The sequence below is a fragment of the Streptomyces sp. NPDC051109 genome, from assembly GCF_044455885.1.
GTDB lineage: Bacteria > Actinomycetota > Actinomycetes > Streptomycetales > Streptomycetaceae > Streptomyces.
In genome coordinates this window covers 198429-221852 of sequence record NZ_JBITFF010000008.1, presented here as the reverse complement: position 1 = coordinate 221852, position 23424 = coordinate 198429, and the positions used below count along the sequence as shown (strand labels likewise).

21 protein-coding genes are annotated in these 23424 nt (G+C 71.3%); 10 read left to right on the top strand and 11 right to left on the bottom strand.

Translation table 11 applies throughout. The features are described 5' to 3' along the window. Nucleotides 1-79: 79 nt before the first annotated feature. Nucleotides 80-916, top strand: a complete 837-nt coding sequence (locus ACIBAD_RS17675; RefSeq protein ID WP_398907673.1) for an HAD family hydrolase — start codon at nucleotides 80-82, stop codon at nucleotides 914-916. Between the two features lie 525 nt (nucleotides 917-1441). Here ACIBAD_RS17675 and ACIBAD_RS17670 read toward each other — a convergent pair. After that, entirely contained in the window at nucleotides 1442-2263 is an 822-nt protein-coding gene (locus ACIBAD_RS17670) for an oxidoreductase (RefSeq protein WP_134072539.1), read from the bottom strand. Between the two features lie 109 nt (nucleotides 2264-2372). Between ACIBAD_RS17670 and ACIBAD_RS17665 the strand changes: the two genes are divergently transcribed. Further along, entirely contained in the window at nucleotides 2373-3485 is a 1113-nt protein-coding gene (locus ACIBAD_RS17665; protein WP_398907601.1) for an ATP-binding protein, read from the top strand. Here the strand turns inward: ACIBAD_RS17665 and ACIBAD_RS17660 are convergent. Beyond that, the gene (locus ACIBAD_RS17660) at nucleotides 3439-4743 is read right to left on the bottom strand and encodes a hypothetical protein (RefSeq protein ID WP_398907599.1); all 1305 of its coding nucleotides are present in this window, start codon (nucleotides 4741-4743) and stop codon (nucleotides 3439-3441) included. The two genes, ACIBAD_RS17665 and ACIBAD_RS17660, sit on opposite strands and share 47 nt — an antisense overlap. A 232-nt stretch (nucleotides 4744-4975) precedes the next feature. On the opposite strand from ACIBAD_RS17660, the gene ACIBAD_RS17655 reads away from it, so the two are divergent. From ACIBAD_RS17655 to ACIBAD_RS17635, 5 genes are all read left to right on the top strand, one after another. Then, complete coding sequence (locus ACIBAD_RS17655) at nucleotides 4976-7477, top strand: SulP family inorganic anion transporter (RefSeq protein ID WP_398907597.1); 2502 nt, start codon at nucleotides 4976-4978, stop codon at nucleotides 7475-7477. Between the two features lie 212 nt (nucleotides 7478-7689). Further along, entirely contained in the window at nucleotides 7690-9687 is a 1998-nt protein-coding gene (gene acs, locus ACIBAD_RS17650; RefSeq protein ID WP_078988440.1) for an acetate--CoA ligase, read from the top strand. 243 nt (nucleotides 9688-9930) lie between these two features. Continuing rightward, complete coding sequence (gene nhaA / locus ACIBAD_RS17645; RefSeq protein WP_398907595.1) at nucleotides 9931-11364, top strand: Na+/H+ antiporter NhaA; 1434 nt, start codon at nucleotides 9931-9933, stop codon at nucleotides 11362-11364. 86 nt (nucleotides 11365-11450) lie between these two features. Beyond that, the gene (locus ACIBAD_RS17640) at nucleotides 11451-11909 is read left to right on the top strand and encodes a phage holin family protein (RefSeq protein WP_134072547.1); all 459 of its coding nucleotides are present in this window, start codon (nucleotides 11451-11453) and stop codon (nucleotides 11907-11909) included. Beyond that, nucleotides 11906-12865 carry an alpha/beta fold hydrolase gene (locus tag ACIBAD_RS17635; protein WP_134072549.1) on the top strand — a complete coding sequence of 320 codons (960 nt, stop codon included), beginning with the start codon at nucleotides 11906-11908 and terminating at the stop codon, nucleotides 12863-12865. Before ACIBAD_RS17640 ends, ACIBAD_RS17635 begins: the two co-directional genes overlap by 4 nt. Before the next feature lie 404 nt (nucleotides 12866-13269). On the opposite strand, the gene ACIBAD_RS17630 is transcribed toward ACIBAD_RS17635, so the two are convergent. The 3 genes from ACIBAD_RS17630 to nth all read right to left on the bottom strand — a co-directional run bounded on the left by ACIBAD_RS17630 (nucleotide 13270) and on the right by nth (nucleotide 16191). Next, nucleotides 13270-14472, bottom strand: coding sequence for a MarP family serine protease (locus tag ACIBAD_RS17630; protein ID WP_134074468.1), 1203 nt, complete (start codon nucleotides 14470-14472; stop codon nucleotides 13270-13272). Nucleotides 14473-14485: 13 nt separating this feature from the next. Next, nucleotides 14486-15250: an NUDIX hydrolase gene (locus tag ACIBAD_RS17625; protein WP_398907592.1), complete on the bottom strand. Its 765-nt coding sequence runs from the start codon at nucleotides 15248-15250 to the stop codon at nucleotides 14486-14488. Nucleotides 15251-15396: 146 nt separating this feature from the next. After that, a complete protein-coding gene (nth, locus tag ACIBAD_RS17620) occupies nucleotides 15397-16191 on the bottom strand; it encodes an endonuclease III (RefSeq protein WP_398907589.1) in 795 nt (264 codons plus the stop codon). A 358-nt stretch (nucleotides 16192-16549) separates the two neighbouring features. Here nth and ACIBAD_RS17615 point away from each other — a divergent pair, with 358 nt between their 5' ends. Next, on the top strand, nucleotides 16550-17224 hold the full coding sequence (locus ACIBAD_RS17615; RefSeq protein ID WP_003981529.1) for a Crp/Fnr family transcriptional regulator: 675 nt from the start codon (nucleotides 16550-16552) through the stop codon (nucleotides 17222-17224). Between the two features lie 226 nt (nucleotides 17225-17450). On the opposite strand, the gene ACIBAD_RS17610 is transcribed toward ACIBAD_RS17615, so the two are convergent. The 5 genes from ACIBAD_RS17610 to ACIBAD_RS17590 form a co-directional block, all read right to left on the bottom strand. Further along, entirely contained in the window at nucleotides 17451-17741 is a 291-nt protein-coding gene (locus ACIBAD_RS17610) for a hypothetical protein (RefSeq protein WP_398907587.1), read from the bottom strand. Next, entirely contained in the window at nucleotides 17738-18583 is an 846-nt protein-coding gene (locus tag ACIBAD_RS17605; RefSeq protein WP_398907585.1) for an MBL fold metallo-hydrolase, read from the bottom strand. The genes ACIBAD_RS17610 and ACIBAD_RS17605 overlap by 4 nt, the downstream gene beginning before the upstream one ends. Beyond that, nucleotides 18580-19479, bottom strand: coding sequence for an NUDIX hydrolase (locus ACIBAD_RS17600; protein ID WP_134072559.1), 900 nt, complete (start codon nucleotides 19477-19479; stop codon nucleotides 18580-18582). Before ACIBAD_RS17600 ends, ACIBAD_RS17605 begins: the two co-directional genes overlap by 4 nt. 316 nt (nucleotides 19480-19795) lie before the next feature. After that, entirely contained in the window at nucleotides 19796-20266 is a 471-nt protein-coding gene (locus ACIBAD_RS17595; RefSeq protein ID WP_030152718.1) for a RidA family protein, read from the bottom strand. After that, complete coding sequence (locus ACIBAD_RS17590; protein WP_007264966.1) at nucleotides 20263-20424, bottom strand: DUF4177 domain-containing protein; 162 nt, start codon at nucleotides 20422-20424, stop codon at nucleotides 20263-20265. Before ACIBAD_RS17590 ends, ACIBAD_RS17595 begins: the two co-directional genes overlap by 4 nt. A gap of 104 nt (nucleotides 20425-20528) precedes the next feature. Between ACIBAD_RS17590 and ACIBAD_RS17585 the strand changes: the two genes are divergently transcribed. Further along, a complete protein-coding gene (locus ACIBAD_RS17585; protein WP_398907582.1) occupies nucleotides 20529-21509 on the top strand; it encodes an ArsA family ATPase in 981 nt (326 codons plus the stop codon). A 35-nt stretch (nucleotides 21510-21544) separates the two neighbouring features. Next, a complete protein-coding gene (locus tag ACIBAD_RS17580; RefSeq protein ID WP_134074469.1) occupies nucleotides 21545-22789 on the top strand; it encodes an ArsA family ATPase in 1245 nt (414 codons plus the stop codon). A gap of 111 nt (nucleotides 22790-22900) precedes the next feature. Here ACIBAD_RS17580 and ACIBAD_RS17575 read toward each other — a convergent pair whose 3' ends face one another. Then, nucleotides 22901-23260: a WhiB family transcriptional regulator gene (locus ACIBAD_RS17575; RefSeq protein WP_053690983.1), complete on the bottom strand. Its 360-nt coding sequence runs from the start codon at nucleotides 23258-23260 to the stop codon at nucleotides 22901-22903. Nucleotides 23261-23424: the final 164 nt, after the last annotated feature.

Below are 23424 nucleotides of genomic sequence, written 5' to 3'. Positions count from 1 at the left end.
AGCCTTCTCAGGCAAACCCACGCGCCACACCTTACGCCGAATGGTGGGCGCATATGCTCGGGGCGTGGAAATCCAGCCCTTGCCGCACTCGTCGCCCCGCACCGCAGCCTTCTTCGACCTGGACAAGACGGTCATTGCGAAGTCAAGCACTCTGACGTTCAGCAAGTCCTTCTACCAGGGCGGCCTCATCAACCGCCGCGCCGTGCTGCGTACCGCCTACACCCAGTTCATCTACCTGGTCGGCGGCGCCGACCACGATCAGATGGAGCGGATGCGTGAGTACCTGTCCTCCCTCTGCAAGGGGTGGAACGTCCAGCAGGTGCGGGAGATCGTCGCCGAGACCCTGCACGACCTGATCGACCCGCTGATCTACGACGAGGCCGCCTCCCTGATCGAGGCCCACCACACGGCCGGCCGCGACGTGGTCATCGTGTCGACGTCCGGCGCCGAAGTCGTCGAGCCGATCGGCGAGATGCTCGGAGCGGACCGGGTCGTCGCGACGCGCATGGTCATCGGCGAGGACGGCTGCTTCACGGGCGAGGTCGGGTACTACGCGTACGGGCCGACCAAGGCCGAGGCCGTGCGGGAGCTCGCCGAGTCCGAGGGGTACGACCTCGCGCGGTGCTACGCGTACAGCGACTCGGTGACGGACATCCCGATGCTGGAGGCGGTCGGGCACCCGCACGCCGTCAACCCCGACCGGGCGTTGCGGCGGGAGGCGGTGGCGCGGGAGTGGCCGGTGCTGGTGTTCAACCGGCCGGTGCGCCTGAAGCAGCGGCTGCCGGGACTGTCCATGCCGGCGCGCCCGGCATTGGTGGCTGCGGCGGCCGTGGGCGCGGCCGCCGCCACCGCGGGACTGGTCTGGTACGCCAGTCGGCGCCGGGCCGGCGCATCGGCCGCCGCCGCGTCCGCCTGACCCTTCGTGCGCCGCCGCCCCGACTCCGGCCGGGACGGCGGACGCGGGGCCGACCCCGGCCCCCGGCCCCCAGCCCCCAGCACCTCGGCCCCGGCCCCGGGGCTGAATACCCCACCCGGGGGCCCGGCCCGCGTCCGGGCCCCCGGGTGGGCAAATGCCTGAACTGCGGCGATTACCACTGTCCGGTTCGCCCTACAGCGCCCAGGAAAGTAAAAAAAGTGGGTAGGGGTTCCGCTTGTCAGCTAAGCGGAGTACAAAGGAGTCAACGGCCCGCGAGACCAAAGAACATCCGAGAGGATCATCTTTAAACGCAGTAAGGCCCACGGACCGAAGCATGAGCGCCGAGCACCCACGCGACGTCGACCCGTCGATTACGGGCCAGCCGCACCAGGTGACGGGCAAAGTCCCCGGCCTGATGGGCAACCATCGAGGACGCTTGGTAACTCGGCGTAAATGCCAGCGGCGACACCAAAGCAAGACGGTGTCGCCGCAACCCTGTGCGGCAGCCCCCGCGCGGGAGAGCGGCTACGCCGCACCCCGCTGCAGCGCCTCGCAGACCGCCGTCGACTCGCGGACGCCCAGCTCGATCGCGCGGCCGCAGTGCGCGATCCAGGCCGCCATCCCCTCCGCCGTTCCCGAGACGTAGCCGTCGAAGGCCGCCAGGTACGCGTCCCGCCCCTGCTCCGCGTGGCCGACTTCCGCCGGGCAGATCGCCTTCGGGTCCAGGCCGCTGTTGATGAGCACGATCCGCTCCGCCGCCCGCGCGACCAGCCCGTTGTACGAGCCGAACGGACGCAGCGCCAGCAGCTCGCCGTGCACCACCGCCGACGTGATCAGCGCCGGGGCGGAGCCGCCCGCGATGATCAGCCGGGACAGGCCGTCCAGCCGCCCCGCCACCTCTTCCGCGCTCGGCAGCGGCTGGGTGACGAAGGGCTCGTCCACCGGCTCGCCCGCCAGCCGCGGCCGGCCCACCACGTCACCGTCGGCCGTCGACCCCGACGCCACCAGGTGCAGGCGCGCCAGCACCCGCAGGGGCGACTGGCGCCAGATGCTCAGCAGTTGCCCGGCCTCCGCCGTCAGGCGCAGCGCCGCGCCCACCGTGCGCGCCTCCGCCTCCGCCCCGAAGTCGGTGCGGCGGCGCACCTCCTCCAGCGCCCAGTCCGCACCGGACAGCGCCGCGCTGCCGCGCGCGCCGCGCAGCGCCGCCTCCGAGGTGATCTCCCCGCTGCGCCGGCGCATGACCCGGTGCCCGTAGACCCGGTCCACGGCCTTGCGTACGGAATCCACGGATTCGGCTACGCCCGGGAGCGAACCCAGGGCGGTCAGCGGGTCAGAAGCGCTACTCATAAGTAGGGAGCCTACGCACTTCACCTCCATAGCACCGACCCCTCCTTGGAGTGGTCTTCTTCACTTAGCAGCAACACGTAAAGCGACAAGGCCGCTACTCTTGGTGAACATGAAGATCGCTTTCGTGGGAAAGGGCGGCAGCGGCAAGACGACCCTGTCCTCCCTCTTCATCCGCCACCTCGCAGCCAATGAAGCCCCCGTCGTCGCGGTGGACGCCGACATCAACCAGCACCTGGGCGCCGCGCTCGGACTCGGCGAGGACGAGGCCGCCGCGCTGCCCGCCCTCGGCGCGCACCTGCCCCTGATCAAGGAGTACCTGCGGGGCTCCAACCCGCGCATCGCCTCCGCCGACACGATGATCAAGACCACCCCGCCCGGCGCCGGATCGCGCCTGCTGCGGGTCACCGAGGACAACCCGGTGTACGAGGCCTGTGCGCGCACGCTGATGTTCGACGGGGAGCCCGTGCGGCTGATGGCGACGGGCCCGTTCACCGAGTCGGACCTCGGGGTCGCCTGCTACCACTCCAAGGTCGGGGCGGTGGAACTCTGCCTCAACCACCTGGTCGACGGCCCCGACGAATACGTCGTCGTCGACATGACCGCGGGCTCCGACTCCTTCGCCTCGGGCATGTTCACCCGCTTCGACATGACCTTCCTGGTCGCGGAGCCGACCCGCAAGGGCATCTCCGTCTACCGCCAGTACAAGGAGTACGCGCGGGACTTCGGGGTCGCGCTCAAGGTCGTCGGCAACAAGGTGCAGGGCACGGACGACATCGAGTTCCTCCAGGACGAGGTCGGGGAGGACCTGCTCGTCACCGTCGGGCACTCCGACTGGGTACGGGCGATGGAGAAGGGCCGCCCGGCGGCGTTCGAGCTGCTCGAAGCGAGCAACCGGCTCGCCCTCCAGGCCCTCCAGGACGCGGCCGACGACTCGTACGCCGACCGCGACTGGGAGCGGTACACCGCGCAGATGGTCCACTTCCACCTGCGGAACGCGGAGAGCTGGGGCAACGCCAAGACCGGGGCCGACCTGGCTGCCCAGGTCGACCCCGATTTCGTCCTGCGGGAGAGCGTCGACGCCGGGCCGGCGGTCCAGGACCTCGACCGGCCGACCGGCCAAGAGCTCGACGGGCCGGCGGTCCAGGACCCCGACGGGCCGGCCGGCCCCGACCTCGTCAGTCCTCGCTCGAACCCTCTTCGGCCGACTCCTCAGCCGGCTTGACCGCGGGGGCGGCCGGCTTGGCCGGCGGCCCCGCCGTCAGGAACTTCGTCCAGCCCTCCTTGGGCGCCTCGCCGACGTCCAGGCCGCGCATCCACTCCAGGACCTTCGGGTCCTGGGCGTCCAGCCAGTCGACCAGCTCGCGGAACGGCACGCAGCGGACCTCCTTCTGCGTGCACATCGACTCGATGGAGTCCTCGACGGCCTTCATGTACGTGCCGCCGTTCCAGGACTCGAAGTGGTTGCCGATGATCAGCGGCGCGCGGTTGCCCGCGTAGACCCGGTCGAAGGCCTGCTGCAGGCCCTCGCGCATCTGCTCGCCCCAGTACGCGTGCTGCGAGGGGTCGCCCTGCGTGGTCGTACCGGACTGGTTGACCATGTAGTTGTAGTCCATGCTCAGCGTGTCGAAGGCACGGCCCGGCATGGGCACCAGCTGCAGCGGGACGTCCCAGAGCCCGTCCGTCTTCTTCGGCCAGATCTGCTTGCTGATGCCGCTGGAGTCGTAGCGGAAGCCCATGTCCTTGGCCGCCAGCATGAAGTTCTTCTGGCCTTCGAGGCAGGGGGTGCGGGCGCCGATGAGCTCCTTGTCGTAGTCGAACGGGAGCGGCTCCATGCCCTTGAGGTCCGGCGTGTTGGTCTTCCAGCTCTTGACGAACGACTTGGCCTGGTTGATCTCGCTCTTCCACTCCGGGACGGACCAGGTCCCGACACCGCCGTCGGGGCCGCAGAAGTGGCCGTTGAAGTGGGTGCCGATCTCGTTGCCCTCAAGCCAGGCCCCGCGGACCTGCGCGGCCGTGTCCTTGACGCCCTGGAGATCGCCGAAACCGATGTCGGAGCGGCCGGGCTCGTGCTGCGGAGCCGTATAGAGGGAACGTTTCTCCTCCGGGAGCATGTACACGCCGCTGAGGAAGTACGTCATCCGGGCGTTGTACTTCTTGCCGACTTCACGGAAGTGCGAGAAGAGCTTCTGACTGTCTTCGCCGGCCCCGTCCCACGAGAACACCACGAACTGCGGCGGCTTCTCCCCGGGCTTCAGCTTCTCCGGCTTCCGCACGTTCGGCTGCGCACCCGTGTACGCCGTCGAGCCGTCGCCGATGAGCCGGTTGACACTCCCGGGTGCGGCCTCGGGGGCCGGTCCCTTCTTGCCGTTCGGGCTCCCGGGGGACGGCTTGGCGGGTTCCGAGGTGCTGCACCCGGCGACGCCCAGCACCAGCGCCGTGGCGACCAGGCCGCCGGCGATCTTCTTCTTGGCGGCGATCATCCGTCCACCTCTCCTCGCAGTTCCATCGCGGGTCTTCCGCGCCGCAACGTCCCATGCGGTCCGCCGTGAGGATGATGTGACAAGCCGTACAAAATGCTTAATCACCCCTGGGCGTTAATTTCTAGTCCATTTGCGCCCATTCCCTCCCTCGATCCTTTACTCTCCATTACCTTTCATTTACTGAGTGTTGAGACTCCCGCCGCTTCATCCCTCCGTAGAGGAGACGGGACCTATGACAGCCACCTCCCCCCCGGCCCACGGCGCACCGCGCAAGGGGCACCGCGCCGATCTCCATGCCGACCTCTCCGCCTCCCTGACCGTCTTCCTGATCGCCCTGCCGCTCTCCCTCGGCATCGCGCTCGCCACCGGCGCCCCGCTCCAGGCGGGCCTGGTCGCCGCGGCCGTCGGCGGGATCGTGGCCGGGCGCCTGGGCGGCACGCCCCTCCTGGTGAGCGGGCCCGCGACCGGACTCACGGTCGTCACCGCCGAGTTGATCCAGCACTACGGATGGCGCACGACCTGCGCCATCACCGTGCTCGCCGGCTGCTGCCAGCTCGGGCTCGCCGCGCTGCGCACCGCCCGCTCGGCGCTCATGGTCAGTCCGGCCATCGTCCACGGCATGCTCGCGGGCGTCGGCGTCACGATCGCGCTGGCCCAGCTGCACATCGTCCTCGGCGGCACCCCGCAGAGCTCCGCCCTCGCCAACGTCCTCGGCCTGCCGGATCAGTTGGCGCAGCTGCACCCGGCCGCGCTCGGCGTCAGCGCCCTGACCTTGGTCGTCCTGCTCGGCTGGCCGCGGCTGCCCGGGCGGATCGGGCTCGCGCTGCGCAAGGTGCCGGCCGCGCTGGCCGCCGTGGCCACGGCCACGGCGTTCGCCGCGCTGACCGGGCTGAGCGTGCCCCGGGTGGACCTGCCGTCCTGGCGCAGCCACGCCCTGCCCGAGCTGCCCGAGGGCCCGGTCCTCGGCATCGTCGCGGCCGTCCTGACGGTCACCCTGGTCGGCAGCGTGGAATCCCTGCTGTCCGCGGTCGCCACCGACAAGCTGATCGCCTCGCAGCGGCGTACGGGCAACCGCCCGCCGCGCGCCGACCTCGACCGGGAACTGCGCGGCCAGGGTGCGGCGAACGTGCTCTCCGGACTGCTGGGCGGGCTGCCGGTCGCGGGCGGGGCCGTCCGGAGCGTGGCCAACGTCAAGTCCGGGGCCGTCAGCCGCCGGTCGGTCATGCTGCACGGGCTCTGGATCCTGCTCGCGGCCGCCCTCCTCGTCCCGGCTCTCGACCTGATCCCGCTCGCCGCGCTGGCCGCCCTGGTGATGGCGCTGGGCGTGCAAATGGTCAACGCCACGCATCTGCGGACGGTCACCCGGCACCGCGAGATCGCGGTGTACGTGACGACGATCGCGGCAGTGGTCCTCGGCGGGGTACTGGAGGGGGTGGCCATCGGCATCGCGGTCGCCGTCGCGATGGTCCTGCACCGGCTGGCCCGGACCCGGATCACGATGGAGGTACAGGACGGGGTCCACCGGGTGTGCGCTCGCGGGCAGTTGACCTTCCTCGCGGTGCCGCGGCTGAGCCGGGTGCTGAACCAGATCCCGCCCGGCGGGCGGGTGGTGGTGGAGCTGGACGGCTCGTTCATGGACCACGCGGCGTACGAGACGCTCCAGGACTGGCAGCACGCCCACCTGGTGCACGGCGGCTCGCTGGAGGTCACCGGCCGCTCCACCACCCGGATGACCGGAGCGGACCGCGCCAACCGGACCCACCTGGCCCACCAGGGACACCAGGGACACCGGGCCGACCGTGTCGAGCAGCGCCCCCACCGTGGGGGCCATCGCGGCGGGCACCAGTGCTGCCGCCCCTGGACCCCGTGGATGAATCACTGCGACCACCGGCCGGCGGCCGAGCCTACGATCCCCGGCGCGGCCGCGGCTCCCGACGCCCTGGAGGTCGCGGAGGCGTCGGCCCCTGCCCCGCGCCGCCGCGGCGCCGGCCAACTGGCCAGCGGCATCAGCGCCTTCCAGCGGGACACCGCACCGCACGTCCGCGAAGAGCTGGCCCGACTGGCCCGGGAGGGGCAGCGCCCCTCGCAGCTCTTCCTGACCTGCGCGGACTCCCGCCTGGTCACCAGCATGATCACGGCCAGCGGCCCCGGGGACCTGTTCACGGTCCGCAACGTCGGCAACCTGGTTCCGCTGCCGGGCGCCGAGGCCGCGGACGACTCGGTCGCGGCGGCCATCGAGTACGCGGTGGACGTGCTCAAGGTGGACAGCATCACGGTGTGCGGGCACTCGGGCTGCGGGGCCATGCAGGCGCTGCTGAACTCCGCACCCGGGGCCCCGATGACCCCGCTGCGCCGGTGGCTGCGGCACGGGCTGCCCAGCCTGGAGCGGATGGCCAGCCGCCACCACGCCTGGGCGCGGATCGCGGGCCGGCTCCCGGCGGATGCCGTGGAGCAGTTGTGCCTGACCAATGTGGTGCAGCAGCTGGAGCACCTGCGGGCGCACGAGTCGGTGGCCCGGCGGCTCGCGGAGGGCACGCTGGAGCTGCACGGGATGTACTTCCACGTGGGCGAGGCCCAGGCGTACCTGCTGTCGGAAGGCGAGGACTTCTTCGACTGCCGCGTCTTCGACAGCGTGGGCCACCAGGCCGGACAGCACGCCGAACCGCCCGCCGGCCACCACACCGGGCAGCACGCCGAAGTGCCCGCCGGACAGCACGTCGGGCAGCACGCCTGAAAGATGACCGGATGATGACCGAATCGCCGTGCCCGGCAGATCCGGATCATGGATGCGAACGAACCGGTACCCTCCGGTATCCGTGTCACGGAGTGGCCCCTTCCCGCACCCTGCAGCGGGGAGGGGCCACTCTGCGCATCCGCCCGGCTGTGATATAGGTCTAAACCAATTTTCGGCTACCCCTTGTCACCAGGGCCGCTGACTGATGAGCTATGCCCGGGGACACAACGGACACCCTGGGAAAGGGAGATGTCGTGAGCAACGAAAGCCTGGCCAACCTGTTGAAGGAGGAGCGCCGATTCGCTCCTCCCGCCGACCTGGCCGCCGCCGCCAACGTCACAGGGGCTGCGTACGCACAGGCCGACGCGGACCGGCTGGGCTTCTGGGCCGAGCAGGCACGGCGGCTGACCTGGGACACCGAGCCGACGGAGACGCTCGACTGGACCAACCCGCCCTTCGCCAAGTGGTTCGCCGACGGCAAGCTGAACGTCGCGTACAACTGCGTGGACCGGCACGTCGAGGCCGGCAACGGCGACCGCGTAGCCATCCACTTCGAGGGCGAGCCGGGCGACAGCCGGGCGATCACCTACGCCGAACTCAAGGACGAGGTCTCCAAGGCCGCCAACGCCCTCACCGAGCTGGGCGTCCAGGCCGGCGACCGGGTCGCGGTCTACCTGCCGATGATCCCCGAGGCCGTCGTCGCGATGCTCGCGTGCGCCCGCGTCGGCGCCGCGCACTCGGTGGTCTTCGGCGGCTTCTCCGCCGACGCCGTGGCCTCCCGCATCCAGGACGCCGACGCCAAGCTGGTCATCACCGCCGACGGCGGCTACCGCCGCGGCAAGCCCAGCGCCCTCAAGCCCGCCATCGACGAGGCCGTCGCCAAGTGCCCGCAGGTCGAGCACGTGCTCGTCGTACGGCGCACCGGCCAGGACACCGCGTTCACCGAGGGCCGCGACGTCTGGTGGGACGAGATCGTCGGACGCCAGTCCGCCGAGCACACCCCGCAGGCCTTCGACGCCGAGCACCCGCTGTTCATCCTGTACACCTCGGGGACCACGGGTAAGCCCAAGGGCATCCTGCACACCTCCGGCGGCTACCTCACGCAGGCCGCGTACACCCACCACGCCGTCTTCGACCTCAAGCCGGAGAGCGACGTCTACTGGTGCACCGCCGACATCGGCTGGGTGACCGGGCACTCGTACATCGTCTACGGTCCCCTCGCCAACGGCGCCACCCAGGTGATGTACGAGGGCACGCCGGACACCCCGCACCAGGGCCGGTTCTGGGAGGTCGTGCAGAAGTACGGCGTCACCATCCTCTACACCGCGCCCACGGCGATCCGCACGTTCATGAAGTGGGGCGACGACATCCCCGCGAAGTTCGACCTGTCGAGCCTGCGCGTGCTGGGCTCGGTCGGCGAGCCCATCAACCCCGAGGCCTGGATCTGGTACCGCAAGCACATCGGCGGTGACCGCTGCCCGATCGTGGACACCTGGTGGCAGACCGAGACCGGCGCCATGATGATCTCCCCGCTGCCCGGCGTGACCGAAGCCAAGCCGGGCTCGGCGCAGCGCGCGCTGCCCGGGATCGGCGCCACGGTCGTGGACGACGAAGGCCACGAGGTGCCGAACGGCGGTGGCGGCTACCTGGTCCTCACCGAGCCGTGGCCGTCGATGCTGCGCACCATCTGGGGCGACGACCAGCGGTTCGTCGACACGTACTGGTCCCGCTTCGAGGGCAAGTACTTCGCGGGCGACGGCGCCAAGAAGGACGAGGACGGCGACATCTGGCTGCTCGGCCGGGTGGACGACGTGATGCTGGTTTCCGGCCACAACATCTCGACCACCGAGGTGGAGTCGGCGCTCGTCTCCCACCCGTCGGTCGCCGAGGCGGCCGTGGTCGGCGCCAAGGACGAGACCACCGGCCAGGCGATCGTTGCCTTCGTGATCCTGCGCGGCAGCGCCTCGGAGACCGACACCCTGGTCGGCGAGCTGCGCAACCACGTGGGCGCCACGCTGGGCCCGATCGCCAAGCCGAAGCGGATCGTTCCCGTCCAGGAGCTGCCGAAGACCCGCTCGGGCAAGATCATGCGGCGTCTGCTGCGCGATGTCGCCGAGGACCGCGCGGTCGGCGACGTCACGACGCTGGCCGACTCCTCGGTGATGGATCTGATCCAGAGCAAGCTGCCGTCCGCCTCCAGCGAAGACTGAGCGAGGACCGGGCCGGTACCGGGCCAGGACCGGGCGCGCACCGCGCCGACCGAGTGACGAGGGGCATCCGGCGCATCGCGCCGGATGCCCCTTTCGCACATAAAGTGAAGATCGCCGGATACATCCTCGCGCAACCCTGTAAAGTATGAGAAGCGTAAAGAATGTAGTCCACAGGGTGCGCCGGGAAGTCTGGTCGGCAACGAGCTTCGCCATGCCGTCCAACCCACCCCGGAGGTGCCTCCCGTGGCCGCGCCCAGCCCCACCGACCGCCACAGCCCCAAGTTCCTCGGCAGGCTCTCCCTGCCCGAGCGGCGCTTCGTGGCCGACGCCCTGCGCGCCGAGACCGTCGGCGGTGTCCTCCTGCTCGTGGCCGCCATCGCCGCCCTGGTGTGGGCCAACATCCCCGCCCTCTCCGACAGCTACACCGAAGTCAGCGACTTCCACATCGGCCCCGCCTCCCTCGGCCTGGACCTCTCGATCCAGCACTGGGCCGCCGACGGGCTGCTGGCCATCTTCTTCTTCGTCGCCGGCATCGAACTCAAGCGCGAGCTCGTAGCGGGCGATCTGCGCGACCCCAAGGCGGCCGCCCTCCCGGTGATCGCCGCCGTCTGCGGCATGGCCGTGCCCGCCCTGGTCTACGTACTCGTCAACACCGCCGGAGGCGGCTCGATGAACGGCTGGGCGGTCCCCACCGCCACCGACATCGCCTTCGCCCTGGCCGTCCTGGCCGTCATCGGCACCTCGCTGCCGTCCGCCCTGCGCGCCTTCCTGCTGACCCTCGCCGTCGTCGACGACCTCTTCGCCATCATGATCATCGCGGTGTTCTTCACCAGCGAGATCGACTTCCCGGCCCTCGGCGGCGCGGTCCTCGGCCTGGTCGTCTTCTGGTTCCTGCTCCGCAAGGGCGTCCACGGCTGGTACGTGTACGTCCCGCTCGCCCTGGTCATCTGGGGCCTGATGTACAACAGCGGCGTCCACGCCACCATCGCCGGCGTGGCCATGGGCCTGATGCTCCGCTGTTCCCGCAAGGAGGGAGAGGACACCTCCCCCGGCGAGCACATCGAGCACCTCGTCCGGCCCATTTCCGCCGGCCTGGCCGTCCCGCTCTTCGCCCTGTTCTCCGCCGGGGTCTCGCTCTCCGACAACGCCATCGCCCAGGTCTTCACCCGGCCCGAAACCCTCGGCGTCGTCCTCGGCCTGGTCGTCGGCAAGACCCTGGGCATCTTCGGCGGCGCCTGGCTGGCCGCCCGCTTCACTCGCGCCTCGCTCAACGAGGACTTGGCCTGGCCCGACGTACTCGCCGTCGCCTCGCTCGCCGGCATCGGCTTCACCGTCTCGCTCCTCATCGGCGAACTGGCCTTCACCGGCGACCAGACCCTCACCGGCGAGGTGAAGGCCGCCGTCCTGTTCGGCTCCCTCATCGCCGCCGTCGTCGCGAGCGTCTTGCTCAAGCTCCGCAACCGCAAGTACCAGGCCCTCACCGAGGACGAGGAGCGCGACGAGGACCTCGACGGCATTCCCGACATCTACGAGCAGGACAAGCCGGAGTACCACCTGCGGATGGCGAAGATCTACGAGGCCAAGGCCGCGGAACACCGCCGCAAGGCTGAGGCGGCCACGGACGCCGCGCTCGAAGCGACCACCGGGTCCAGCGCCGAGGGCGACCGTCCGGCATGATCTGAACTGACGCCGTGACGGGCGAAGGACAGCCGCCGCGCAGGGCGTCGACAGCAGACGACGGCAGAAGACAGAGGGAGAGAGCGATGAGCGCAGTGGACCAAGGGGCGCAAGGAGCCGAGCGCACACTCGGCCAGCTGGTCGCCTCGGCCACCGCCGAGATGTCCGCCCTGGTGCACGACGAGATCGCCCTCGCCAAGGCGGAGATCCGCCAGGACGTCAAGCGCGCGGGCATCGGCGGCACCGCCATCGGGATCGCAGGAGTGTTCGCCCTGTTCTCCCTGCCCGTGCTGAGCTTCGCCGCGGCGTACGGGATCCACAACCTCGGGCTCGGGCTGGCCTGGTCGTTCCTCATCGTCGGCGTGGCGTTCCTGCTGCTCGCGGGCCTGTTGGCGCTGATCGCCGTATCGAAGTTCAAGAAGGTCAAGCCGCCGGAGAAGACCATCGCCTCGGTCAAGGAGACCGCGGCGGTCGTCGCGACCGTCAAGCCGCATCCGCGGCCGGTGAGTGACCAGGCCGTGGGTGTGGCACGCTCGTCCTCATGACAGCGCCCTCACCGGATTCCAGCACTCCGCCCACCGCCGCGACGGCGGTCAGGATCGACGTGCCCGGCGGGCGAGCGGTGACCCACCGGGACGTCGCGGCCAACGGGGCCCGGTTCCACGTCGCCGAGATGGGCGACGGGCCGCTGGTGCTGCTGCTGCACGGCTTCCCGCAGTTCTGGTGGACGTGGCGGCACCAGCTGACCGCGCTCGCCGACGCCGGGTACCGGGCGGTCGCGATGGACCTGCGCGGGGTGGGCGGCAGCGACCGCACCCCGCGCGGCTACGACCCCGCCAACCTGGCGCTCGACATCACCGGGGTCGTACGGTCCCTCGGCGAGCCGGACGCCGCCCTCGTGGGACACGACCTCGGCGGCTACCTCGCCTGGACCGCGGCCGTGATGCGGCCCAAGCTGGTGCGCCGGCTCGTGGTCTCCTCGATGCCGCACCCGCGGCGCTGGCGCTCGGCGATGCTGTCCGACTTCGGCCAGACGCGGGCGAGTTCGCACATCTGGGGCTTCCAGCGGCCGTTCATCCCGGAGCGGCAGCTCGTCGCCGACGACGGGGCGCTCGTGGCCGAACTGATCCGGGACTGGTCCGGTCCGCTGCCGCCTGCCGTCGAGGACCTCGACGTGTACCGGCGTGCGATGTGCATCCCGTCCACCGCGCACTGCTCGATCGAGCCGTACCGCTGGATGATGCGGTCGATGGCCCGGCCGGACGGGCTCCAGTTCAACCGCCGGATGAGGCGGCCGGTGCGCGTGCCGACGCTGCACCTGCACGGATCGCTCGACCCGGTGATGCGGACCCGGAGCGCGGCCGGCTCCGGGGAGTACGTCGAAGCCCCGTACCGGTGGCGGCTGTTCGACGGCCTCGGGCACTTCCCGCACGAGGAGGATCCGGCGGCCTTCTCGACCGAGCTGGTCAACTGGCTGAAGGACCCTGAGCCGGACCGCTGAACCGTACCGCCGAACTGACGGGGCGCCAGCGGAACAGCTGACCAGTTGTCAGTACTACTGTCCTACGAACATTCAATTGCCCGGCGCATAGGCCAATTGGCCGCTCCGGACGGGATTACCGACCTTGGGGCCCGGGCACAGCTCGTTGTATGGGCTGGACGCACGACTACGGTGACACCGCACGCGAACGCCGCCCGGCAGCGACGCCGGGCACGCACGGGAGGACGGGCCGGGACGGCCACGACCCCCGACTCGGGATTCCGCGCATCCTGCGCCGCCGGGCCCGCTGGGTCTCGGCGCGCCTGCGGCATCCACGGACGTAGCCGGGGCCGCGCCCCGTCCGTACGGGCCCACCCGGATCCATACGGATCAACGGACCCGTGCGGACCAGGCCCGTACGGGCCTCACAGGGCGCATCCCTGGCTGTCGACCCGCCGGTCGGAGGCCTTCCCGATCCGGATGTCGTCGCGGACCTCGTCCGCCGTCAGCGCGTACCCGGTGTTCGGGTCGTCGAGCGACTTCGCGAAGACGACCCCGTACACCTTGCCGTCGGGCGTCAGCAGCGGGCCGCCGGAGTTGCCCTGGCGGACGGTCGCGTAGAGGGAGTAGACATCGCGCCGGACGGTGCCGCGGTGGTAGATGTCCGGGCCGTTGGCGTTGATCCGGCCGCGGACGCGCGCCGCGCGGACGTCGTACGCGCCGTTCTCCGGGAAGCCGGCGACGATCGCGTCACTGCTGCTCGCCGCGTCCTTGTCGGTGAACTCCAGCGCGGGCGCCTTCAGCTTGGGCACGTCCAGGACGGCGATGTCGCGCTCCCAGTCGTAGAGCACGACCTTGCCGTCGTAGAGCTTGCCCTCGCCGCCGATCTGCACGGTCGGCTCGCCGACCCCGCCGACGACATGCGCGTTGGTCATGACCTTGCCGGGCGCGAAGACGAATCCGGTGCCCTCCAGGACCTTGCTGCAGCTCGGCGCGGTACCGACGACCTTCACGATCGAGCGCTTGGCCGCCTCGGCGACGGGGCTGCGGGCGAGCGCCGGGTCGGGCGCCTTCACCTCGGTGATCGGCTCGTTCGAGAACGGGCTGAAGACCTGCGGGAAGCCGCTGCGCGCGAGGGTGGAGCTGAAGTCCGAGAACCAGGTGTTGGCCTGCGCGGGCAGCACCCGCGACACGCCCAACAGCACCTTGGAGTTGCGGACTTCCTTGCCCAGGGTGGGAAGTGACGTCCCGGCGAGGGCCGAGCCGATCAGCCACGCCACGAGCAGCATCGCGACGACGTTGACCAGGGCCCCGCCGGTCGCGTCGAGCGCGCGCGCCGGCGACCACGTGATGTGGCGGCGCAGGCGGTTGCCCAGGTGGGTGGTGAAGGCCTGCCCGATCGAGGCGCAGACGATGATGACGACGACGGCGATCACCACGACCGTGGTGGACACCTGGGTGCCGTTGTCGGTCACCCGGTCCCAGACCAGCGGGAGCAGGGACACGGCAATGAGACCACCGCCGAGGAAGCCGATCACCGACAGGATGCCGACGACGAACCCCTGGCGGTAGCCGACGATCGCGAACCACACGGCGGCGACCAGCAACAGGATGTCCAGCACGTTCACGAGGGTCACCGTCTCATGCGCGCCAGTCGAGCGGGACCTGCCTCGAACGGTCCCAGGGGCGCTCCCACCCGGCGAAATGCAGGAGCCGGTCGATCACTCCGGCGGTAAAACCCCAGACCAGAGCCGATTCGACGGTGAAAGCGGGGCCCAGGTGGCCCATCGGATGGACGGCCATGACCCGATGATCGGGATCCGTGAGATCGGCCACGGGAACCGTGAAGACGCGGGCGGTCTCGGCCGGGTCCACGACGCCGACGGGGCTCGGATCGCGCCACCAGCCGAGGACCGGGGTCACGACGAACTCGCTGACCGGGATGTAGAGGCGCGGCAGCACGCCGAAGAGCTGGACGCCGGAGGGGTCGAGCCCGGTCTCCTCCTCGGCCTCGCGCAGGGCGGCGCGCAGCGGGCCGATGGTGTGCGGATCGCCGTCCTCGGGGTCGAGTGCGCCGCCGGGGAACGAGGGCTGGCCGGGGTGCGAGCGCAGGGTTCCGGAGCGCTCCATGAGCAGCAGCTCGGGACCGCGGGGGCCCTCGCCGAAGAGGATCAGCACGGCGGACTGGCGGCCGCGGCCGTCCTCGGGCGGCAGGAACCGGCTGAGCTGGGTCGGCCGGACCGTCGCCGCGGCCTCGACGACGGGGCCGAGCCACCCGGGCAGGCCCTGGGTGCTCACGTACGGAGTGCCGGCGCGCCCGCCCTCGTACGGGACGTGCGACTCGCCCTGCTGCGGCGGCGCGGCCGCCTGGGCCACGCCGCTCTCGTCCCGCGCTCCGCGCGTCATAGGCACCCCTGCTCCCTGCCGTCGCCGACCACCGTCGCCGTCCCGATAGGGGGACAACGCAGCTCCGGGCCGGATTCGTTCCTCCGCGGGCCGCCGTGCGGCGGCCCGCGGCCGTGCTCCGTTCGGTTCCGCTCCCCGACCTGTGCTCAGGAGGCGGTGGGGGCGGCCGACGCAGCCGCGTCGGCCGGGGCCGCCGGGTCGGCGCCCAGCGGCGGCGCCGGGAGGCCCGGATAGTCGGGCGGCGGGCTCAGCCGCTGGCCGGGCTGGCCGCCCTTCTCGTACTTGAGCAGCTTCTTCGCCTTCTCCGGGTCCGTCTCGCCCTCCCCGTACGCCGGGCACAGCGGGGCGATCGGGCAGGCTCCGCAGGCGGGCTTGCGGGAGTGGCAGATCCGGCGGCCGTGGAAGACGACGCGGTGCGAGAGCATCGTCCACTCGCTCTTCGGGAAGATCGCGCAGATCTCGGCCTCGACCTTCTCCGGGTCTTCCTGCTCGGTCCACTTCCAGCGGCGCACCAGTCGGCCGAAGTGGGTGTCCACGGTGATCCCCGGGACTCCGAACGCATTGCCGAGCACCACGTTGGCCGTCTTCCGGCCGACTCCCGGCAGCGTCACCAGGTCCTCGATCCGGCCCGGCACGTTCCCGCCGAAGTCGTCCCGCAGGGCCTGGGAGAGGCCGAGGAGGGACCGCGCCTTCGCCCGGAAGAACCCGGTCGGCCGGATGAGCTCCTCCAGATCCTCGGGAACGGCCGCGGCCATGTCCTCGGGGGTCGGGTAGGCGGCGAACAGGGCCGGGGTCGTCTGGTTCACGCGCAGGTCGGTGGTCTGCGCGGAGAGGACCGTGGCGACCAGGAGCTCGAAGGGATTCCGGAAGTCGAGCTCGGGGTGGGCGTACGGATAGATCTCGGCCAGCTCGCGGTTGATGCGGCGGGCCCGGCGCACCATCGCCAGATGCGATTCCGGTTTCTTGGCCGAAGCTTTGCCCTGAAGGCTCGGCTGGGCCTTCCGGGGCTTCCGGGGCGTCTTCTCGGGGGCTTGTTCGCCCACAGCTGAATTGGGCCCGCCCGTCACTCCTGCGGACCCCTTGGCCTGTGCTCTCACCGGCTTGTTGGACACCCGACCAGCCTAAGGCCGGGCGCTGACACCCGCCTGGACCTCAGGTAACACCACTCTGATTGGCCTCTCACCGCACAGCACACGCGTACGTCCGGCATCCTAGGTAGTGATTGATCGCACTGTTTGAGCCGTCCGGCAAAATGGGGGACCAGGTCCCCCTGAGCTGGTCGACATAGGAGAGAGACTCGTGGACGACGTTCTGCGGCGCGCCCCGCTCTTCGCGGCGCTCGATGACGAGCAGGCCGCGGAGCTCCGCGCCTCCATGGGCGAGGTGACCCTCGCACGCGGTGACGCCCTGTTCCACGAGGGCGACCCCGGCGACCGGCTGTATGTCGTGACCGAGGGCAAGGTGAAGCTCCACCGCACCTCCCCCGACGGCCGCGAGAACATGCTGGCCGTCCTCGGCCCCGGCGAGCTGATCGGCGAGCTGTCGCTCTTCGACCCCGGCCCGCGTACCGCCACCGCCACGGCCCTGACCGAGGTCAAGCTGCTCGGCCTCGGCCACGGCGACCTCCAGCCCTGGCTCAACGCCCGGCCCGAGGTCGCGACCGCGCTGCTGCGCGCGGTGGCGCGGCGCCTGCGCAAGACCAACGACCAGATGTCCGACCTGGTCTTCTCCGACGTCCCGGGCCGCGTCGCCCGCGCCCTCCTGGACCTGTCGCGCCGCTTCGGCGTGCAGTCCGAGGAAGGCATCCACGTCGTGCACGACCTGACGCAGGAAGAGCTGGCCCAGCTGGTCGGCGCCTCCCGCGAGACGGTCAACAAGGCCCTCGCGGACTTCGCGGGCCGCGGCTGGCTCCGCCTGGAGGCCCGCGCCGTGATCCTGCTGGACGTGGAGCGGCTGGCGAAGCGGTCCCGCTGACCGCGGTTCTGGTGTGAGTGGAGGGGTCCTGGCCCGGTCGGGCGGGGCCCCTCTGCCGTCTCCGGACGGCCGTCTCCGGACGGCTGGCTCCGGACGGCTGGCTCCGGACGGCTGGCTCCGGACGGCTGGCTCCGGATGATCGTCTCCGGACGGCTGGCTCCGGGCGGCCGTCTCCGGGCCGTCGTCCCCAGGTCGCCGTCCCCGGCGTCGTCCCCGGATGTGGCGCTCAGACGGCCCTCAGGGCCTCGACCGCCTGCTTCGCCTCCAGCAGGTCGGCCCCGGTGATCCGCCGATAGACCCGGACGGCCTCGACCGTACGGCCGTCGCGCGCGAGCGCCCGTACCTCGTCCAGCCCGGCCGGCTCCGGCTCCACGATCCCGAAATGGTCCAGGAGCAGGCCGAGACGCCGCTCCAGCCGATCCGAGCGCCGCTCCAGGGCCTTCATGCGCAAGGTCACCGTCGAGGTGATCCACGAAGCGGTGGCGATCAGCGCGAGCAGCAGGAACAGCATGGTCATTCGGGGCCCCCCGGGATCAGCCCGTGATCTTGGAGGTATTCCAGCTGCGCTCGTACGGACCATTCCGCGGCCGGCCACAGCGAGCGGTCCACATCCGCGTAGACGTGCGCGACGACCGCCTCGGGGGTCGTGAACCCGTCTTCCACGGCCGTCTCCACCTGGGCGAGCCGGTGCGCCCGGTGGGCCAGGTAGAACTCCACCGCGCCCTGGGCGTCGTCCAGGACCGGCCCGTGGCCCGGGAGCACCGTGTGCACGCCGTCGTCGACCGTCAGCGAGCGCAGTCGGCGCAGCGAGTCCAGGTAGTCGCCCAGGCGCCCGTCGGGGTGGGCCACGACGGTGGTGCCGCGGCCGAGGATCGTGTCGCCGGTCAGCACGGCGCGGTCGGCGGGCAGGTGGAAGCAGAGCGAGTCGGCGGTGTGGCCGGGGGTCGGGACCACGCGCAGCTCCAGGCCGCCGGTGCGGATCACGTCCCCGGCGCCGAGCCCCTCGTCGCCGAGGCGCAGGGCGGGGTCCAGCGCACGGACCTTCGTACCGGTGAGCTCGGCGAACCGGCCCGCGCCCTCGGCGTGGTCGGGGTGGCCGTGGGTGAGGAGGGTCAGCGCGATCCGCTTGCCGGCCTGTTCGGCCATCTCCACGACGGCGCGCAGGTGGGCCTCGTCCAGGGGGCCGGGATCGATGACGACGGCTTCCGCGGAATCGGGCTCCGAGACGAGCCAGGTGTTGGTGCCGTCCAGGGTCATCGCGGAGGCGTTGGGGGCCAGGATGTTGACCGCGCGGGCGGTGGCGGGCCCTGAGGTAACGATTCCTCGGGGCTGTCCGGGCAGAGCGGCCGCATTCGTCACGGGGTGCCTCCGGGGCGGACGTGCTTGGTGAACTCGTCGTGGCCGGGCCAGCTGAGCACCAGCTCGCCGTTCTCCAGCGTGGCCTGCGCCAGTACCGGGGTCAGGTCCTGGGCGGCGGCCGCGGCGAGGGCGCCGGCTGCGCTCCCGTACGGCTCCAGCGAGCGCAGCGTGGAGATGGTGGGCGGCATCATCAGCAACTCGCCCTTGTCGTAGCCGGCCGCGGCCTCCGCGGGGCGGATCCAGACGGTCCGGTCGGCCTCTGTGGAGGCGTTGCGGGTGCGCTGGCCCTCGGGGAGGGCGGCCACGAAGAACCAGGTGTCGTAGCGGCGGGGCTCGAACTCCGGGGTGATCCAGCGGGCCCAGGCGCCGAGCAGGTCGGAGCGCAGCAGCAGGCCGCGGCGGTCGAGGAACTCGGCGAAGCTGAGCTCGCGGGCGACGAGGGCCACGCGGTCGGCCTCCCAGTCGTCGCCGGTGGTGTCGCCGACGACCGTGTCGGGGGACTCGCCGGCGAGCAGGACGCCGGCCTCCTCGAAGGTCTCGCGGACGGCGCCGCAAACGATCGCCTGGGCGGTGCGGGGGTCGGTGTCGAGACGGGCGGCCCAGTCGTCCTGGCCAGGGCCGGCCCAGCCGACGAGGTGGTCCTCGTCGCGGGGGTCGACCCCGCCGCCGGGGTAGGCGTACGCGCCGCCCGCGAAGGCCATGGAGGCCTTGCGGCGCAGCATGTGCACGACGGGTCCGGCGGAGGTGTCGCGGAGCAGCATGACGGTGGCGGCGCGGCGGGGTTCCACCGGAACGAGGGAACCGGCCATGAGCGCGCGGATGCGGTCGGGCCACTCCGGCGGGTACCACTGGCCTCCGGCGGGGGGCTGCTGCTGACCGTACTGACCATTCGGCATGACGGGATGCTACGGGTATCCGGCCCGATGTTCGAGAGCCACCGGACGGACGGCCGTGCCGCCCCGACCCGGTCCCCGAACGCCGGACGGGCTGGAGGCGGCGGAACGCGAACGGCCCCGGCGGAACGGAAACGGCCCTGGCGGGCCGCCGGACGGAGTCCGGCGCAGCGGCACGAAGCCGGTGAGGCCCGCCAGGGCCGAAGCGCGCGAGTGGCGCGTCAGGAAACGGTGCGGCGCGGCAGGAAACGGTGCGGCGCGTCAGGGAACGGAGCGGCGCGTCGAGAAGCAGTGCGGCGCCGGGAAGAGGTGCCGCGCGTCAGGAAGCGGAAACCTCGACCTGGAGCTCGACCTCGACCGGGGCGTCCAGCGGGAGGACCGCCACGCCGACCGCGCTGCGGGCGTGGACGCCCTTCTCGCCGAGCACCTCGCCGAGCAGCTCGCTCGCACCGTTCAGCACGCCCGGCTGGCCCGTGAAGTCCGGGGCCGAGGCCACGAAGCCGACCACCTTCACGACGCGCTCGATCTTGTCGAGGTCGCCGATCACGGACTTCACCGCCGCCAGGGCGTTCAGCGCGCAGACGGCGGCCAGCTTCTTGGCCTCCTCCGCGGAGACCTCCGCCCCGACCTTGCCGGTCGTCGGCAGGCTGCCGCGGACCATCGGGAGCTGCCCCGCGGTGAACACGTACGCGCCCGACCGGACGGCCGGCTGGTAAGCGGCGAGCGGCGGGACGACGTCCGGCAGGGTCAGGCCGAGCTCGGCCAGCTTCGCCTCGACGACGCCGCTCATGCCTTCTCCCGCTTGAGGTAGGCCACGAGCTGCTCGGGGTTGTTCGGCCCGGGCACGACCTGGACGAGCTCCCAGCCGTCCTCGCCCCAGGTGTCCAGGATCTGCTTGGTGGCGTGGACCAGCAGCGGGACCGTCGCGTATTCGAACTTCTTGGTCATGGGGGCGAGCGTAACGCGTGACGGCGCGGGGGTCCGCCCGGCCGAAGGTTGGTTGGGGGAGGCTCATGCGCGGCCCGAGGGGCGAGTGGTTAGGCTCAGACGCTGTGAGCAGGCTCCAGGTGGTCAGCGGCAAGGGCGGAACCGGAAAGACCACGGTCGCCGCGGCACTCGCGCTCGCCCTCGCGCGCGAGGGCAGACGGACGCTGCTGGTCGAGGTCGAGGGCAGGCAGGGGATCGCGCAGCTCTTCGGCGCCGAGGCGCTCCCGTACGAGGAGCGGAAGATCGCCGTCGCCTCGGGCGGCGGGGAGGTCTTCGCCCTGGCCATCGACGCCGAGCGCGCACTGCTCGACTACCTCCAGATGTTCTACAAGCTCGGCTCCGCCGGCCGCGCGCTCAAGAAGCTCGGCGCCATCGACTTCGCGACGACCATCGCGCCCGGCCTGCGGGACGTCCTGCTGACCGGCAAGGCGTGCGAGGCGGTCCGGCGCAAGGACAAGGCCGGGCGCTACGTCTACGACCACGTGATCATGGACGCGCCACCGACCGGGCGGATCACCCGGTTCCTGAACGTCAACGACGAGGTGGCGGGACTGGCCCGGTTCGGGCCGATCCACAACCAGGCGCAGGCCGTCATGAAGGTGCTCAAGTCCCCGGAGACGGCCGTCCACCTGGTCACTCTGCTGGAGGAGATGCCGGTCCAGGAGACCGCCGACGGCATCGCCGAGCTGGAGGAGGCCGGACTGCCCGTCGGGCGGGTAGTCGTCAACATGGTGCGGCCGCACCACCTGGACGAGGACACCCTGCGCGGCGCCGCCGGCGAGCGCCGGGCGGACGTGGCCAAGGCTCTGTCCCGGGCGGGCCTGGGCGGCGCGCGACGCGGGGGGCTCGCGGAGCGGCTGGTGGACCCGCTGCTCGCGCAGGCCGCCGAGCACGCGAGCCGGGTGGAGCTGGAGCGCGCGCAGCGCACCGTACTGGAGCAGCTGGACGTGCCGACGTACGAACTCCCCCTGCTGGGCGCGGGGATGGATCTGGCCGGGCTCTACGAGCTGGCCTCGGAGCTGCGGAAGCAGGCGGGCGACGAATGACCGAGGCCACGACGGGAACGAGGACCGGCGCCGGCATGGACGCTCCGCGGCGGCTGCCCGTGGACCGCCTACTGGACGATCCCGGGACGCGGATCATCGTCTGCTGCGGCGCGGGCGGGGTCGGCAAGACCACGACCGCCGCGGCCCTCGGCGTACGGGCGGCGGAGCGCGGGCGGAAGGTGGTCGTGCTGACCATCGACCCGGCGCGGCGGCTCGCCCAGTCGATGGGGATCGACTCGCTGGACAACACCCCGCGCAGGGTGAAGGGGGTGCAGGGGGTCGACGGTGCGGACGGCGGCGAACTGCACGCCATGATGCTCGACATGAAGCGGACCTTCGACGAGATCGTCGAGGGGCACGCGGACGCCGAGCGGGCGGAGGCGATCCTCGCCAACCCCTTCTACCAGTCGCTGTCGGCCGGCTTCGCGGGCACGCAGGAGTACATGGCGATGGAGAAGCTGGGACAGTTGCGCGCCCGCGACGACTGGGACCTGATCGTCGTGGACACCCCGCCGAGCCGGTCCGCGCTGGACTTCCTCGACGCGCCGAAGCGACTGGGGTCCTTCCTGGACGGAAAGTTCATCCGGGTGCTGATGGCTCCGGCGAAGGTCGGCGGCCGGGCGGGGATGAAGTTCCTCAACGTCGGCATGTCCCTGATGACCGGCACGCTCAGCAAGCTGATGGGCGCCTCGCTGCTGAAGGACGTACAGACGTTCGTGGCGGCGATGGACACGATGTTCGGCGGGTTCCGCACCCGCGCGGACGCGACGTTCCGGCTGCTCCAGGCTCCGGGTACGGCGTTCCTGGTGGTCGCGGCGCCCGAGCCGGACGCGCTGCGGGAGGCTGCGTACTTCGTGGAGCGGCTGGCCGCGGAGAAGATGCCGCTGGCCGGGCTCGTACTGAACCGGGTGCACGGCAGCGGTGCCGATCAGCTGTCCGCGGAGCGGGCGTTGGCCGCCGCAGAGAATCTTGAAGAGGGCGGCATTGTCGATCAGGAGTCCGGGAATGCTGGACTTCGTGACTCGGCCGCGGAGGCCGAAGCGGCGGACGCCGACGCGGCGGGAGCCGATGTGGACGAGATCACCGCAGGACTGCTGCGTCTGCACGCCGAGCGGATGCAGGTGATCGCGCGCGAACAGCGCACACGCGATCGTTTCACCTCACTGCACCCTGAGGTGGCGGTGGCCGAGGTGGCCGCCCTGCCCGGCGATGTGCACGACCTCGCCGGGCTGCGGGCCATCGGAGAGCGACTCGCGGCCGGGGTGCCGGCCGGAGCGTAGGCGTTCGTAGGGCGGATGCCTACGACGTACGCCTACAACGGACGCCTGCGTACGAGCGGTCCTCCGGGTGCGGAGGCAGTCGTACGCGGGACCGCGCGAGGGGGCCCTGGCCTACCCCGCTGCCGCGTACGTCTCGTACGGAACGTCGATCTCCGCCATGTCCGCGTCGACGTCCACGGTGAGGATGCCCGTACTGCGCTCGTACTCCGTGCGAGCGGTTTCGAGCAGCCGTCGCCACGAGGTGACGGTGGGACGCCGGCGCAGCAGTGCGCGACGCTCCCGCTCGGTCATTCCGCCCCATACTCCGAACTCGACACGATTGTCGAGCGCGTCGGCCAGGCACTCGGTCCGCACCGGACACCCGGTGCACACCGCCTTGGCCCTGTTCTGTGCCGCTCCTTGAACGAACAGTTCATCCGGATCGGTAGTGCGGCAGGCTGCCTGCGCACTCCAGTCGGTAACCCAGCCCATCCCGGCGCCGTCCTCTCCCGAATCGAGGCTCCCCCACGGCGGTAGCGGCATATTCACCGCTGCCAGTTGAGGACGTTACGGAAGGCGGGGACAGTGCAACACCCCCGACGGGCCCAATCTTGAATGGTCCGAACGGACTATGGGTAAGCGGCAGATCACCCGAC

What these genes read in the sequence shown, in the direction of transcription:
- ACIBAD_RS17665 (WP_398907601.1), top strand. Translation starts at nt 2,373, where the DNA reads ATGAAGATCGCTTTCGTGGGAAAGGGCGGCAGCGGCAAGACGACCCTG.
- acs (WP_078988440.1), top strand. Translation starts at nt 7,690, where the DNA reads ATGCCCGGGGACACAACGGACACCCTGGGAAAGGGAGATGTCGTGAGC.
- ACIBAD_RS17625 (WP_398907592.1), bottom strand. Translation starts at nt 15,250, where the DNA reads ATGACGCGCGGAGCGCGGGACGAGAGCGGCGTGGCCCAGGCGGCCGCG.
- ACIBAD_RS17640 (WP_134072547.1), top strand. Translation starts at nt 11,451, where the DNA reads ATGAGCGCAGTGGACCAAGGGGCGCAAGGAGCCGAGCGCACACTCGGC.
- ACIBAD_RS17595 (WP_030152718.1), bottom strand. Translation starts at nt 20,266, where the DNA reads ATGAGCGGCGTCGTCGAGGCGAAGCTGGCCGAGCTCGGCCTGACCCTG.
- ACIBAD_RS17590 (WP_007264966.1), bottom strand. Translation starts at nt 20,424, where the DNA reads ATGACCAAGAAGTTCGAATACGCGACGGTCCCGCTGCTGGTCCACGCC.
- ACIBAD_RS17670 (WP_134072539.1), bottom strand. Translation starts at nt 2,263, where the DNA reads ATGAGTAGCGCTTCTGACCCGCTGACCGCCCTGGGTTCGCTCCCGGGC.
- ACIBAD_RS17635 (WP_134072549.1), top strand. Translation starts at nt 11,906, where the DNA reads ATGACAGCGCCCTCACCGGATTCCAGCACTCCGCCCACCGCCGCGACG.
- ACIBAD_RS17655 (WP_398907597.1), top strand. Translation starts at nt 4,976, where the DNA reads ATGACAGCCACCTCCCCCCCGGCCCACGGCGCACCGCGCAAGGGGCAC.
- nth (WP_398907589.1), bottom strand. Translation starts at nt 16,191, where the DNA reads ATGGTGCGCCGGGCCCGCCGCATCAACCGCGAGCTGGCCGAGATCTAT.
- ACIBAD_RS17600 (WP_134072559.1), bottom strand. Translation starts at nt 19,479, where the DNA reads ATGCCGAATGGTCAGTACGGTCAGCAGCAGCCCCCCGCCGGAGGCCAG.
- ACIBAD_RS17580 (WP_134074469.1), top strand. Translation starts at nt 21,545, where the DNA reads ATGGACGCTCCGCGGCGGCTGCCCGTGGACCGCCTACTGGACGATCCC.
- ACIBAD_RS17610 (WP_398907587.1), bottom strand. Translation starts at nt 17,741, where the DNA reads ATGACCATGCTGTTCCTGCTGCTCGCGCTGATCGCCACCGCTTCGTGG.
- ACIBAD_RS17575 (WP_053690983.1), bottom strand. Translation starts at nt 23,260, where the DNA reads ATGGGCTGGGTTACCGACTGGAGTGCGCAGGCAGCCTGCCGCACTACC.
- ACIBAD_RS17660 (WP_398907599.1), bottom strand. Translation starts at nt 4,743, where the DNA reads ATGATCGCCGCCAAGAAGAAGATCGCCGGCGGCCTGGTCGCCACGGCG.